At 42.1% G+C, this 13,173-nt stretch carries 12 protein-coding genes; 4 read left to right on the top strand and 8 right to left on the bottom strand.

Features of this window, described 5'->3' with window-relative positions; genetic code table 11:
- Window positions 1-65: 65 nt before the first annotated feature.
- Window positions 66-401, top strand: coding sequence for a hypothetical protein (locus PAENI_RS03080; RefSeq protein ID WP_042126947.1), 336 nt, complete (start codon window positions 66-68; stop codon window positions 399-401).
- 185 nt (window positions 402-586) lie between these two features.
- Entirely contained in the window at window positions 587-1,756 is a 1,170-nt protein-coding gene (locus tag PAENI_RS03075) for a peptidylprolyl isomerase (RefSeq protein ID WP_076282889.1), read from the top strand.
- A gap of 76 nt (window positions 1,757-1,832) precedes the next feature.
- Here the strand turns inward: PAENI_RS03075 and PAENI_RS03070 are convergent, their stop codons facing one another.
- Window positions 1,833-2,027 (bottom strand): DUF2188 domain-containing protein, encoded by a 195-nt coding sequence (locus PAENI_RS03070; RefSeq protein ID WP_076282890.1) that lies wholly within the window; start codon window positions 2,025-2,027, stop codon window positions 1,833-1,835.
- Between the two features lie 72 nt (window positions 2,028-2,099).
- Window positions 2,100-2,699 carry a nitroreductase family protein gene (locus tag PAENI_RS03065; protein ID WP_149644208.1) on the bottom strand — a complete coding sequence of 200 codons (600 nt, stop codon included), beginning with the start codon at window positions 2,697-2,699 and terminating at the stop codon, window positions 2,100-2,102.
- A gap of 208 nt (window positions 2,700-2,907) precedes the next feature.
- Here PAENI_RS03065 and PAENI_RS03060 point away from each other — a divergent pair, with 208 nt between their 5' ends.
- Window positions 2,908-4,323, top strand: a complete 1,416-nt coding sequence (locus PAENI_RS03060) for a metallophosphoesterase (protein WP_149644207.1) — start codon at window positions 2,908-2,910, stop codon at window positions 4,321-4,323.
- A gap of 102 nt (window positions 4,324-4,425) precedes the next feature.
- Here PAENI_RS03060 and PAENI_RS03055 read toward each other — a convergent pair whose 3' ends face one another.
- Both PAENI_RS03055 and PAENI_RS03050 read right to left on the bottom strand, forming a co-directional pair.
- On the bottom strand, window positions 4,426-5,946 hold the full coding sequence (locus tag PAENI_RS03055; protein ID WP_149644206.1) for a copper amine oxidase N-terminal domain-containing protein: 1,521 nt from the start codon (window positions 5,944-5,946) through the stop codon (window positions 4,426-4,428).
- Between the two features lie 93 nt (window positions 5,947-6,039).
- Entirely contained in the window at window positions 6,040-6,708 is a 669-nt protein-coding gene (locus PAENI_RS03050) for a TraX family protein (protein WP_076282892.1), read from the bottom strand.
- A gap of 473 nt (window positions 6,709-7,181) precedes the next feature.
- On the opposite strand from PAENI_RS03050, the gene thrS reads away from it, so the two are divergent.
- On the top strand, window positions 7,182-9,095 hold the full coding sequence (gene thrS, locus PAENI_RS03045; RefSeq protein ID WP_149644205.1) for a threonine--tRNA ligase: 1,914 nt from the start codon (window positions 7,182-7,184) through the stop codon (window positions 9,093-9,095).
- A 98-nt stretch (window positions 9,096-9,193) separates the two neighbouring features.
- On the opposite strand, the gene PAENI_RS03040 is transcribed toward thrS, so the two are convergent.
- From PAENI_RS03040 to PAENI_RS03025, 4 genes are all read right to left on the bottom strand, one after another.
- A complete protein-coding gene (locus tag PAENI_RS03040) occupies window positions 9,194-10,183 on the bottom strand; it encodes an aldose 1-epimerase (RefSeq protein ID WP_149644204.1) in 990 nt (329 codons plus the stop codon).
- Between the two features lie 85 nt (window positions 10,184-10,268).
- On the bottom strand, window positions 10,269-10,985 hold the full coding sequence (locus PAENI_RS03035) for an MgtC/SapB family protein (RefSeq protein ID WP_042126933.1): 717 nt from the start codon (window positions 10,983-10,985) through the stop codon (window positions 10,269-10,271).
- Window positions 10,986-11,154: 169 nt separating this feature from the next.
- Entirely contained in the window at window positions 11,155-11,946 is a 792-nt protein-coding gene (locus tag PAENI_RS03030) for an SDR family oxidoreductase (RefSeq protein WP_042187431.1), read from the bottom strand.
- Between the two features lie 114 nt (window positions 11,947-12,060).
- Window positions 12,061-13,173, bottom strand: coding sequence for a rhamnogalacturonan acetylesterase (locus tag PAENI_RS03025; RefSeq protein ID WP_149644203.1), 1,113 nt, complete (start codon window positions 13,171-13,173; stop codon window positions 12,061-12,063).

The raw sequence follows: 13,173 nt of genomic DNA, 5'->3' as shown, positions 1-13,173 counted from the left end.
TAGGGATTGTGCTATAATGAAAGCGCTAACATTAGTCTTTTATTAAGTATAAAGGGGGAACATGAATGAGTAGCATCCTGCTGGAAGCCAGAAATGTATACGAGGACTTCGAGGTGGAAACAGACATTCTGTTCTTTAAGGTCGGGGACCATGATTTGGTCATTTTTCACGGCAGAAACTACAACATAAAAAAGAGAATGACTGCCGAGCAATTAAAACGATTGTTATCCAATTCTACTTACTATCATGTGTACGGTGGCTGTTATGTCAATCTAAACAAGATCAGTTCTATCGAAGACGACTGCATTTATTTCGGAGAAAAGGGCCTATTCGCTAAAAACGTACGGGTCCCAAGACGGAAACAAGAAAGTATTCGTCATCTATTGAAAGGACTGAAGTAAACATCTTATTCCCATAAGCCGGAAGGGCATGTTACCGATGCCATTTCCGGCTTTTTGCTTTTTATTAATAGAAACTTAAAAAGATCCTATCTTTTTTTATACTTTCTTAAGGTTTAGGATCTGGATTTCTGTTAAAGTTGTAAATAGACAAGCAACACCTATATTGAAGGGAGTCATTACTAATAATGGACAAAAAAGATCTGAATGGAAATGAGAACTTAGAAAACAACGGTACTCCGGAAGAAGAATTGAACACTACCGAGAATACCAATGAAGTAAATGAAGTGGAGGTCGTAGCTGCTGAAGAACCTGTGAATACAACAAAAGAGGAAAGTGTTCCAGTAATGAACAAAGTCGGCAGCAACAATAATACGACGCCACCTGCTCCACCAGTTTCTCCTAAAGGTAACAAGGGCTGGATGATTGCCTCTGTGGTTCTGGCTGCGGCACTCATCATTGTATTGATTAAGCCTCCATTCCAAAAGGACGACAGCAGCACAGCTGTTGCTAGCGTTAACGGAACTAACATTACTAAAGAACAACTTTATGATAAATTGATCGAAGCAGGCGGAGAAAGCACACTGCAAGCTATGATAACTACTGAACTCGTTGATCAAGAAGCTAAAAAAGCCAACGTAACCGTTACTGATGAAGACATCAATGCTGAATTAGAAGACCTTAAAGCACAATTCGGCGGAGAAGCTGCATTTAATGCTGCATTGCAACAAAGTTCAATGACCGTTGATGACTTGAAGAAGCAAATGCCGCTGCAAGTAAAACTGCGTAAGATTCTTGAGCCGCAAGTGACTATAACGGATCAAGAAATCAAAGACTACTATGAAGCAAATAAAGCTACTTTCAATGAAGAAGAACAAGTTCGCGCTTCCCACATTCTCGTTGAGACTAAAGAAGAAGCGGATGCAATTCTGAAGCAATTGAAAGATGGAGCAGATTTCGCTGAACTTGCTAAAGAAAAATCTTCAGACACTGGTTCCAAAGCTAATGGCGGAGATCTAGACTTCTTCAAACGTGGAGACATGGTTGCTGAGTTCTCCGATGTAGCCTTTAAGCTTAAAGTTGGAGAAACAAGCGGTGCTGTGAAATCCGATTACGGTTATCACATCATTAAAGTTACCGACCACAAAGACGCTAAAAACTACACCTTGGAAGAAAAGAAAGATGAAATCAAAAAGACGCTTGTGTCTCAAAAGGTTTCCACTCTTTCCACTACTTGGTTATCAGATACAACTGCAAAAGCAAAAATCACAAATTCACTTACGGATGCCAAAAAAGAAGCAACAGCTTCTCCTGAGCCATCTGCAAGCGCAGAAGCAGGAACTGAATCTGCTAAATAATACGACAGTAAAAAGCAGGACAAGCGTTAATAGACGCTGTCCTGCTTTTTTTGTACCTCTATTTCCGAACTTTTAATTAATGTCCTTTTTTACGGACCTGCTTATCACGATTCTCTCCCCACTCTTTCGCTTGTGCGGTAGCAATAGAGATCGCCCTTCCCTCTTCATATCCTTCTTCTAGCAGTGCATTAGCAATATCAATTGCCTTATTACGAACAGGTGCTGTGAAGTTTTTCAGTGAATCAGGATAATCGTCTTTATTCCACGGCATACAAAAACCTCCTTGACCAGACTATATAATTAATTAGCCTGGTCAAGGAGGTTTTAAACGCTCTTTTTAAGCTTATTTAAAGACTTTAACGCGATCTTCAACCGGTTGGAATTGTTTCTCACCTGCTGGAGTTACAGTCTTACCAAATGGCAATTGAGCAATCAGTTTCCAGTCTTGCGGGATGCCCCAAGCTTCTTTCACTTCGTCATCAATCAGTGGGTTATAGTGCTGCAGGGATGCACCTAAACCTGCTTCAGAAAGTGCAGTCCATACTACGAATTGCAGAATGCCTGAAGATTGGTTAGACCAAACTGGGAAGTTCTCGGCATACAATGCGAAGTTTTCTTGAAGGTTCTTCACTACCGCTTGATCTTCAAAGAACAATACGGAACCGTAACCTGCTTTGAAAGATGCTAATTTTTGCGCTGTTCCTTCAAATTGTTCTGCTGGAACGATTTTGCGCAATGTTTCTGTAGTAATATTCCACAATTTATCATGCTGTTCACCTAAAAGAACAACCGCTCTAGAGCTTTGGGAGTTGAATGAGGTTGGGCTATGCAAAACCGCTTGCTCAACGATTTCAATAATTTGAGCATCGGCTACAGTGGATTCTTTACTGATTGCATAGATGGAACGTCTTCCTTTAACTGCTTCAAGAAAATTGTTAGACATAAAATAACTACCTCCATTTATTTAAGTAACTTACTTTTGTACATCTTATCACCTTTTTTCTGAAAACACAACATCTATTCACAACTTATTTTGTCGGATATACAATTAGCCTCGATTAGTAACATCTCCCCTTCACTTTTCCGATATACATTTCGGCTAAAAATAAGCTACAATAGTGCAGCAAAAGTGCAGAAGGAAGGTTATATAAATGAATTTTTCAACAGATAAAGTTCTTATTCTACATAAAAAAACGGTCATATTCTCTTGTGTAGTGCTCTTTTTCCTTAGCTTGGCACTACCTGGCTGTAAAGACACAAAATCGTCTAATTTAAACACTGTGGAACTTGGTCAAGCTGAATTAAAACCTGTCTCTTTCTGGGTCGCCACAGACACTCACTTTTTGGATAAGGATCTTCAGGATGGTGGACAGGCTTTTCAAACTTATGTCACTGGAGGCGATGGAAAAATGCTGCCCTACAGTGATGAAATGGGTGAAGCTTTGGTCTATGACGCTGAACAGAAAAAACCTGCGTTTATCATCCTCAGTGGCGATTTAACTAATAATGGAGAACGCAGCAGCCATCAAAAATTAACCGAAAATTTAAAACGAATCGAACAACAAGGAACCTCTGTTTATGTCATTCCAGGCAATCACGACTTATTTAATCCTTGGGCTAGATCCTTCAGTGGCGATAAACAGCTCCTTACGGATTCAATTACAGATAAGGATTTCGTCAAAATGTATGCGGATTTCGGCTACAAAGAAGCTGCATCACGTGATAAGGAATCACTAAGCTATATCGTCAAGGCTGCCCCCAACTTATGGATTCTCATGATAGACAGTAGCCAATACCTTAATAATAAAAAATACGGTTTCCCTCAGACCGATGGACGTATTGCTTCCTCTACGCTTTCATGGATCGATGAATCCGTTAAGCTTGCAGCCAAAGAGCACGCTTCAGTGATCACGGTGATGCATCATAATTTATTAAGTCACACTTCTATGTCTGTTTCAGGCTTCAAGCTTAATAACAGCCAGGAAGCTATAAAATCCTTACGGAAGAATGGACTTAATCTAGTTCTCTCAGGACATATTCATATGCAGGACATTCAAGTAGATCCAGCAGACGCGAATCAAGATACAGCATCCTCTGAACAAATGCCAATCTATGATATCGCTACGAGTGCGATGGCCGTCAATCCGCATCAATATGGAGCCATGACCTTCGATCCCGTCTCGCGAACCGTAAATTATAAAGCAACGTCTTTGAACGTAGAAGGTTGGGCTGAAGCTAACCAGATTACAGATCACAATCTCTTAAACTTCAAGGCTTATGCCGAAGAAGCCTTTGCTACTAACTCCTATGACAAAGCTATGGATAGTCTTAAGGAAAGTCCTTTAACGGAGTCTGAAAAAGAATCCATGGCGAAGGTAATGTCCAATCTGAATGTACGATACTTCGCAGGAACTGCGGGTACTTTTGCTAAGGATATTAAAGCGTTGCCTGGCTACAAGCTTTGGGAGGAACAGCAGGACGGTTTCTTAGGAGGCTATGTCCAAAGTATGGCTGAAGAAAAAGCGTTAAGTAATGTCGACCTAGAGGTGGTTTTAACGAAGCAATAAAAAGATGCCATATTTCATATAAAAAACCCAGCTCCACCCGCAATACTGCGAAGTTAGAAGCTGGGTTTGTTTGTGTTATTTAGCCAATGAGGATCGAACTAACTATTTACGTGTAATAGTAATCCAACCATCTTCATCTACATACACAGTAGCATGAAGTGCTTCAGCAAGCAGACGCAGCGATACATAGGCATCACCATATTCGTCAACAAATACAGGCTCTGCAAGCTTCACTTTTTCACCGTTAATCACTGCTTCGGAAGAACCGATTTTGAATACCAGCTTATCACCGTACACACCATCAGTTACGATAATAGCACGATTGACTGTATCCCATTCCACAATAGCATCTAAATCTTCTGCAAAATACCGAAGAGGAATGTACGTCGTATTATTGTCAACGATCGGATAATAATATTCGTCGTCTGGTTCGATGACAATCGTTCTCTTGGTGATACCAAGATCGTCTTTCAATATACGATAAACGTTAGAATTTGGATCAAAATTGTTCAAAGTCTCTCCAGGAGTCAGGTCACCGGAAGAAACATCAAGTGCTCCTTCTGTACTGATTGGATCTGCCGTTACAACACCACCAATGTTCCAAATCTGACTGGAAGCCTTAAGAGAGAAGCTCTTTAATGGCATATCTTCAGTACCAGGAAGCGCCACTTTCAGATCAACATTCTGTTTACGAACATGTAGTCCACTGTCTACAAAAATGTCGACAGCAAGCTTCGTATCCTTACTCAGAACCGTCTTAAGCTCAGGGGTAGCTTTGTAAAGACTGTCTAGTTGATTGTCATAAACCAGCAGTAACGCATCCACAGCTAATTTTGCTGCATCATGCAGTACAGTTACAACAGCTTCTTTATCACCCAGAGGAATTACTCCAATACCTGGAATTTCATAATCACCGGAGGCTTTTTCGTCCATTGCTTTGATCACAGGATATAGATAGTCATATAGACCACCAACCAATTCTGTAAAGCCTTCCGTATCTTTAGAGATCGATTTCAGGAATCCTTTTAACAATGCCGGAAGCTCATCACCCGTCACTTCGGTATGTAACTTCGTCATATTCACCTGCTGGCCATACACAGCCTCACTAACGGGTGTTACGCTAATTGCGCTTGGATTAGGAAGATTCTTCACCACAAACTTCGTTAGCAGCTTACTAAGATCTTCAGCTTTAGTCAGATCCAATCCAACTTCAGCTAATACCTCATCATAGCCTTGAACCGGGAAGTAAAACGGTTTTTTTGCTCCTTCAACCGTAAAGACTAAAGTTTTTTTGTCCATAAACAATGAGAATGGAATATTCAATTGTTTATAGCCGATCGTTCCATTGGCAGATACATTACCATTCTCTTGTAACTTTGCATTGCTAATACTCAGGGAAAAAGAATTTATGAGATCGACCATTTCCTTATCTTCTGCGCTAATTCCTTCTGAAGGTTCAGCGTTCATAGAAAACGTCATGCTGGATTCTGATGATTTAACATCGACATCCCCGATCAATGCCTTATTAACATCGAAACCTCCAACCGATTGACAACCGGCCAGAACAAGCAGCAGTGCGACAAAAGGAATAAACCATTTTGCCCTAGCTTTCATTCTCCTCATAGCAAGTCTCCTTTTTTAAATTTTTTTGAAATCAATCCATTATCTCAGCAAAGGCAACATTTGTAAATCAAAGTATTACTTATTGTAAAAATACTATAGATTCAACAAAGTTCGCCATTCGATAGAAACCCATTCATTGTATATTACGCCTTTAAATAACGCTAAAATCAGTAAATGCGCAGGATAAAAAGACCACCACACCCAGCGTGGTACCCGGTGACGCTCTAAATATCCCCAAAGTGCAGGCGCCAAAGCAATCAACAGCGTTGGTAAAATACTAAGCATTTGCACAACCCAATAATTATAAAACATGTAGAACAGATTAAGTGCCAAATGTGCTACAACAAGCCAATATGACTTCGTATAACGGAATATCAATACTAGCAGCAGGCCGTACGCATTATAATCTATCGGGAAATAATCCATTAACGCGATAGCTGCAATGACGACTGGTATTCCAAGCCATGGAGTAGGCAGTTTATCTAAAATAACCAATACGGTTGCGGATAACAAAAGCGTAAACACCACGTTCCATCCACCAGGATTAATCGCTAAATTGTATGGGATCTGAGCAATAATAGCGATAATGAGCAGTCGGAACAAGTATTTCGGTCTGGATGATGTATGGATATGCCCCTGCACAAGCCCGTAACAGTAGATTGGAAAGGCTATTCTTCCTACATATCTCCAAGCAATATCCTCTGGAAAAAAGATATAGCCAATATGGTCGATTAGCATCGTCAACATGGCGAGAATCTGCATATCAAACCTCCTTAAAATAAGTTGATATCATACATTCGCCAATGAGTACTTCATCTCCTTCGCCTGTACACAAATGATGACTGCAATAAAAGAGAACTGAATTTCTGGTTTCTTGCCTCTTGACTTTATGGGGTGCAATTGAGTACTATGAACGAGCAACATCATATGGCAATGATCAAAGACATGATTTCCTATACGAACTGTCCAGAGAGAGAGGTCTAGGCTGAAAGCTTCTCCAGTACACGATTGTGAAGTTACCCCTTTGTAGCCGTGGCGCTGAATCCGCAGATCTAAATTTTGCGGTAGTATGTGGCACCGACTTATCCACGTTAAAGGATACCAATGAGGTCCTATCCTTGTGATAGGTCGAATTAGGGTGGAACCACGAGCTGAACGCACTCGTCCCTTTCTGGGAGAGATGCGTTTTTTTGCGTTCACCACTAACAATTTTTGAGAAATGGAGGCTAACAATCATGGAGATCAAGGTAACACTGCAAAACGGAACAATTAGAGAGGTACTGCAAGGAACGACGATTAAAGAAGCAGCAGGTGCCATAAGTACCAGTCTGAGAAAAAATGCTGTAGCTGGAATAATCGATGGAAGATCCGTTGATCTAAACCAAACGATCGAACATGATTGCCAGCTCGAAATTGTTACGTTGGATAGCAAAGAAGGCCTGGAAATTTATAGACACAGTACAGCACATATCATGGCGCAGGCCATAAAACGTATATATGGAGATAAGGGCGTCCAGCTCGGCATAGGTCCAGTAATCGAAGATGGCTTCTATTACGACATTGATATTGAGACACCTCTATCCACGGCTGATCTTGTAGCAATCGAACAAGAGATGGCGAGAATTATTCAAGAGAATCACCCGATTGTCCGCCGTGTCGTTCCCCGCGCTGAAGCAATCAAGCTTTTTGAAGCGATGAATGAGCCCTTAAAGCTGGAGCTTATCCGTGATCTACCGGAAGACACAGTATTGTCTATTTATGATCAAGGGGAATTCTCGGATCTCTGTCGAGGCCCACATCTACCCTCAACTGGATTGGTCAAGGCTTTTAAGCTGTTGAATGTAGCAGGTGCCTACTGGCGTGGAGATTCGAATAATAAAATGCTGCAACGTATTTACGGAACTGCTTTTCCTAAGAAAGCTCAACTTGAAGAGCACTTACTCTTTCTTGAAGAAGCTAAAAAACGTGATCACCGTAAGCTCGGCAAGGAACTGGAATTGTTTATGTTCTCTGAAGAAGCTCCAGGTATGCCCTTCTATCTTCCCAAGGGGATGACTATCCGTACAGAGCTTGAGAATTTCGCACGTGAATTACAAAGACAGAGAGATTACGATGAAGTTCGTACACCACTGATGATGAACAATCGGCTTTGGGAGCAATCTGGACACTGGGATCACTACAAAGACAATATGTATTTCACCAATGTAGACGAAACAAAATTCGCACTCAAACCGATGAACTGCCCAGGTCATATGATGATCTACAAAAATAATCTACATTCTTACCGAGAGTTGCCTATCCGAATTGCCGAATTTGGTCAAGTACATCGCCATGAGTTCTCTGGGGCACTTAACGGGATGATGCGTGTTCGTACTTTTTGTCAGGATGATGCCCATCTCTTCGTATTACCAGAGCAAATTGAGGATGAAATAAGCCGGGTAATCTCACTGATTGACCATATTTATCAAGTGTTTGGCTTTGAGTACAAGATTGAATTATCTACTCGCCCGGCAGATTATATGGGATCAGAAGAACTATGGGATCTAGCTGAACAATCATTACAAAGTGTATTAGACAATCTCGGGATCGAGTATCGTGTGAATGAAGGTGATGGCGCATTCTACGGACCAAAGATTGATTTCCATATCTTAGATGCGCTAAAACGAAGCTGGCAATGTGGAACCATCCAACTAGATTGGCAAATGCCAGAGAAATTCGATCTTACTTACATCGGGGAAGATAACCTTAAGCACCGCCCGGTCGTAATCCATCGCGCTGTTTATGGGTCGATTGATCGTTTTATGGGGATTATTACGGAGCATTATGCTGGAGCATTCCCGCTATGGCTAGCACCCGTTCAAGCGAAGTTATTGCCCGTCTCTGAGAACTACGTTGATTATGCATTTCAGGTGAAACAATCCTTAGAACAAGCTGGCATTCGTGTAGAGGTTGATATCCGAAATGAGAAGCTAGGTTACAAAATTCGTGAAGCCCAACTTGAAAAATCACCCTATATGCTCGTTCTCGGTGAGAATGAGAAAAACTCTGGCAGTGTTTCTGTAAGAAAACGTGGTGAGGGTGATCTTGGTTCAAAGAGTATCCAAGAGATTATTGAGCAGATTAGTGAAGAAATAGTTAGTAAAAAATAAAGTTCTGCTTCAAATTAAACGTTAAAGGGCTGTCTATCGTAGAAATCTACGAACAAGACAGCCCTTTCTTTGATCACATATTAATATTCACAGGGACACTATTTCACGTACAGACGACTGCTTTCATCCCAATACTCGCCTGGTTTGAGACTGAATAAGCCGATCTCATCTGCTGGCAGATCTACCATTGGTGCATTAACCAAGTTGATTTGAGGCTCTGGGCAGAAGAACTGCTCAGAAGCACCATTATTCCAGATCATCCACTGCTTGTATGAAGTCCCAACGTCATAAACTAAAGTGACTCCAGCTTTGCTGTCGGTAAGCTCCATCCGGTTACGTCCATTCTGAGCTACAGCTGTGTAATGGTTGTCCATCGAAGCGAAATAAGGATTCACACCTTCATCACGTAGCTGAGCTTCACCTGGCTCCAGCTCTTGGAATTTACCAGTCGGGAGCATACGGTCATTCAATTCCCAGCGATTACCGATGGTCGCTTTTACAAGGTAGTCTTGTGGTGTGCTACCTGGTGCGAATGGTGCATTAATCGCGGTATGGAATGCCAACAAGCAAGGCATCTCTTCATCACCATCATTATGGACTTGTACCTGTTGAGATAAGCCACCTTCACCAAGGGTATAACGTAGTTTCATTGTGTATTTAAACGGCAAGTATTGATAAGAAGGATGGTTCTCATCCACTTTGATGAATACGGTTACGAAGCTTTCGGTCTTACCGCTACCGAACTCTTCCACTTCCCAAGCTGCCGTATGTAAAAATCCATGTAAATGGTTGCCTGTTGCGACTTCATTTACTGGGAGTTGATAAGTTTGACCATTCCAAGGAAATTTGCCATCTTCATAACGATTCGGAGGAAATAATACAGGAATACCATGGATGCCTGGACTTGCTTTGAAGGCTTCCATTTCCTCAGCTCCCGGTTCATGCAAGAAACGGTAACCGTTTTCGGTATCACGGAAACAGATCAAGTTGCCACCGATGCCTGGTAGGATAGCTGCCTCATAACGGCCAGCTTTCAACCAGATGGCTGCTTCTCCTTCATATTGTCCTTCATAGGCTGTGATAGACATAATAATGTGTTCTCCCTTCCAGTGTCTGATAATTGTCTCTACTTGATAGATTACCACATCTGGTCATGACGTGACATGCCCTTTTTTACAGCTGTTCCACTTCAACGCTCATGACATGATCAATTTTCTTCACATCATAATAAATCTCTGTTGCGTAATCTTTATCCGGCGCTGAGATCACCATATCGATCATTTGTCTTCCATCTTCCAAATCCTTAATTTTCATTCTGCGGATCGCCCGGGATGGACTTCTAGTACTTCTTTGGGTACTAACCTGGGGTCTCTCAATTTTTTGGATCACTTCAGTAAGGACAAAATTAGCTTCCATGATGATTCTCACCGAAACTTCATGCTTGTTAAGCACTTCAGGACCAATCGAACGAATTAAATGAGGAACTAAATTCACCGCAAACATTAGAAGAATAACCGCATATGCTGCTTCAATATAGAATCCTGCTCCCACAGCTATACCAATCCCCGAAGCTGTCCAGATGAGTGCTGCCGAGGTCAACCCTGATATCGCATCACCGCCTCTACGCAGGATAACACCAGCACCCAAGAACCCTATCCCACTGACAATTTGAGCAGCGAGGCGCATCGGATCCATATTTGGATGCTCAGGACCTGCAAACTTATCAAAGGCATGAATAGACACTACAGTTACAAGACAAGAGGCAATACTAATGACCATACTGGTCCGAATTCCCAGCGGTTTCTGCTTGATCTGTCGGTCAATCCCGATGAACAGCCCGAACAGCATGGCCACTAGCAGCTTAATTAATGATTCAATATGAAAATCCATAGTTCATTCTCCTTTCTCCACAGATACTCCATTATAACGGAAAACGGAGATTATGATTAGCTTTATTTTACAGCAAAAAAACGGCACTCCTATCCTCCATGTATATGCGCAGACAGCTTATAAAATCCGCATAACGAAGAGGATAGAATCCGTTTTGGTGAAAGATTATTTAACCATGAAGCAACGATTCTGCACCGTCACAATAAATCTCAGTTCCTGTAATATGATCGGAATCCTCGGAGGCCAGAAAAAGTGCCAGCTTCGCAACTTGATCAGGACGCCCAGGACCTTCCTCTAGCGGTTGATCCCCTTCCGGAAATTCAACAGGGATTTTTACCTCTTTGAGATCCTCGGATGGAAAAGTGTTGTCATCTATATTGGTCTTAATAGCCCCAGGACAGATCGCATTTACGCGAATTTGAAATTGAGCCAGTTCTAATGCTGCCATTTTCATAAAAGCAACCTGACCTGCCTTTGTCGTACTGTAAGCAGAAAAGCCGATGTTAGAAAATACACGATTTCCGTTAATGGAGCTGTTAATCAGAATGCTGCCACCGCTTTCTTTTAGATGCGGTATCGCATATTTAACAGTCGCGAAGGTTCCACGAAGGTTGATATGAATCGTCTGGTCCCAAGACTCAATATCCATCGTTTCAATGGGCGTCATGGCTCCATTAATCCCTGCGTTAGCAAAAACAACATCAAGACGACCCCATTTCGCGGCCGCCTTGTTTATGGCAGCTTCCACTTGCGGGGGTTCAGCAACATCGCATTCAATTACGAGAGCTTCTCCGCCTTCTTTCTCCACTTGTTTTCTAACCTTTTCTGCGTTCTCAACAGTTCTATCCAGCAACACAACTTTGGCCCCGTTACGAGCGAACTCAAGCACAGTTGCTCGTCCAATGCCGGAACCACCTCCTGTTACAATCGCTACCTTACCTTCCAGCTTCTTATCTGCCATGTTTAAGTATCCTCCTTCTTGTCATGCAAGCCTTCCAGTTAAGTTCTTTCCTTAACCTTAACCTCGCATACAGAAGTTGAATCGATAGATCTTTAATACCTCAAAGGATTATTTTTATTCACCTTGCCGAAGATGGATAATGAGATCATTCAAACCGGCTTCACGGATGCCCTCTACAATAAGATCAGCAAGCAGACGTGCTCCTAAAATCTGAAAATGTGTATTGTCTTGTACGCCAACTGGATGGAAGATATATTCTCCCGGATAGGACCACATGAACAGATCCTTCGTTCCTTCCACACCATAGGCTTCAAAAAGCTTACGACTCTTCTCAGCCAAATCGATTAGGGGGATCTGCTCAGTCTCAACCAACTCTTTCATTGCCGTTAAATACTCTCCATGACTGTCTACTATAGCTTCTGCAGGATCAAATCTCCGCCTATGTACAGCGGTCACCAGTACCGGGTAGGCTCCTGCTTTCCTAGCAACTGTAATCATCCGCAGCAAATATTCTTTATATGTAGTGAAAGGTTCGGTGTGTCTATGTTCATCCCCTTTTGAATCGTTATGACCAAACTGTATGAATATATAATCTCTGGGCCGAAGCACAGTAGAAATATTGTCCAAATGCCCTTCCTCAATAAAGCTCTTGGAGCTACGTCCTGAAATGGCTCGATTATCCACTACAAGACCTGCTTTGAAGCAGCGAGGCAGCAACTGGCCCCAGCCAGCATAGGGATAACCAGCTTCTCCTTGATCGGTCACCGTAGAATCACCAGCCAAATATAAGACGAGCGCTTCGTTGTCAGGCTCAATGTCGAGAGCATTTATTCGAGGCGCAATACCTGAGAAGGAGAGCTTTAGCTGACCACCCATGATTCGCATCGCAAATGATTCTCGTATATACTGACCTGCCGGGACGTTCAATGTATCTAATACGTACTTACCATCACCTGCTCGAATTATTGTACTCGTATCTGCTAAGGAGTCACCAAGTAACAAAGAAATCCGGTAAATCCCATCAGGAATATCTAACAGGAAGACTGCTTTCTGCGGAATGCAGAAAGCACTTCTTAATGGATCTGCTCCTCCCCTGGAACGCCCGAATACTGTCGAGTCTGAAGTAAAACCAAATCGCGCATCCGGAGAGTATCGTGAGTCCGGCCGAATTTTGGTATAGCCGGGCGCTGTATCTTTAATCCCAAAGTCAAAATGATAGCTATCCAA

It is taken from the genome of Paenibacillus sp. B2(2019) (genome assembly GCF_008370385.1).
Taxonomy (GTDB): domain Bacteria; phylum Bacillota; class Bacilli; order Paenibacillales; family Paenibacillaceae; genus Paenibacillus_AQ.
The sequence above is the reverse complement of the archived record's forward strand: the minus strand, read 5'-3'. Positions and strand labels throughout refer to the sequence as shown.

Bases quoted from the DNA above. Each gene is read 5' to 3' on its own strand.
- PAENI_RS03070 (WP_076282890.1), bottom strand. From the start codon at position 2,027: ATGCCGTGGAATAAAGACGATTATCCTGATTCACTGAAAAACTTCACA.
- PAENI_RS03080 (WP_042126947.1), top strand. From the start codon at position 66: ATGAGTAGCATCCTGCTGGAAGCCAGAAATGTATACGAGGACTTCGAG.
- PAENI_RS03050 (WP_076282892.1), bottom strand. From the start codon at position 6,708: ATGCAGATTCTCGCCATGTTGACGATGCTAATCGACCATATTGGCTAT.
- PAENI_RS03055 (WP_149644206.1), bottom strand. From the start codon at position 5,946: ATGAGGAGAATGAAAGCTAGGGCAAAATGGTTTATTCCTTTTGTCGCA.
- PAENI_RS03075 (WP_076282889.1), top strand. From the start codon at position 587: ATGGACAAAAAAGATCTGAATGGAAATGAGAACTTAGAAAACAACGGT.
- thrS (WP_149644205.1), top strand. From the start codon at position 7,182: ATGGAGATCAAGGTAACACTGCAAAACGGAACAATTAGAGAGGTACTG.
- PAENI_RS03035 (WP_042126933.1), bottom strand. From the start codon at position 10,985: ATGGATTTTCATATTGAATCATTAATTAAGCTGCTAGTGGCCATGCTG.
- PAENI_RS03030 (WP_042187431.1), bottom strand. From the start codon at position 11,946: ATGGCAGATAAGAAGCTGGAAGGTAAGGTAGCGATTGTAACAGGAGGT.
- PAENI_RS03065 (WP_149644208.1), bottom strand. From the start codon at position 2,699: ATGTCTAACAATTTTCTTGAAGCAGTTAAAGGAAGACGTTCCATCTAT.
- PAENI_RS03040 (WP_149644204.1), bottom strand. From the start codon at position 10,183: ATGTCTATCACAGCCTATGAAGGACAATATGAAGGAGAAGCAGCCATC.
- PAENI_RS03060 (WP_149644207.1), top strand. From the start codon at position 2,908: ATGAATTTTTCAACAGATAAAGTTCTTATTCTACATAAAAAAACGGTC.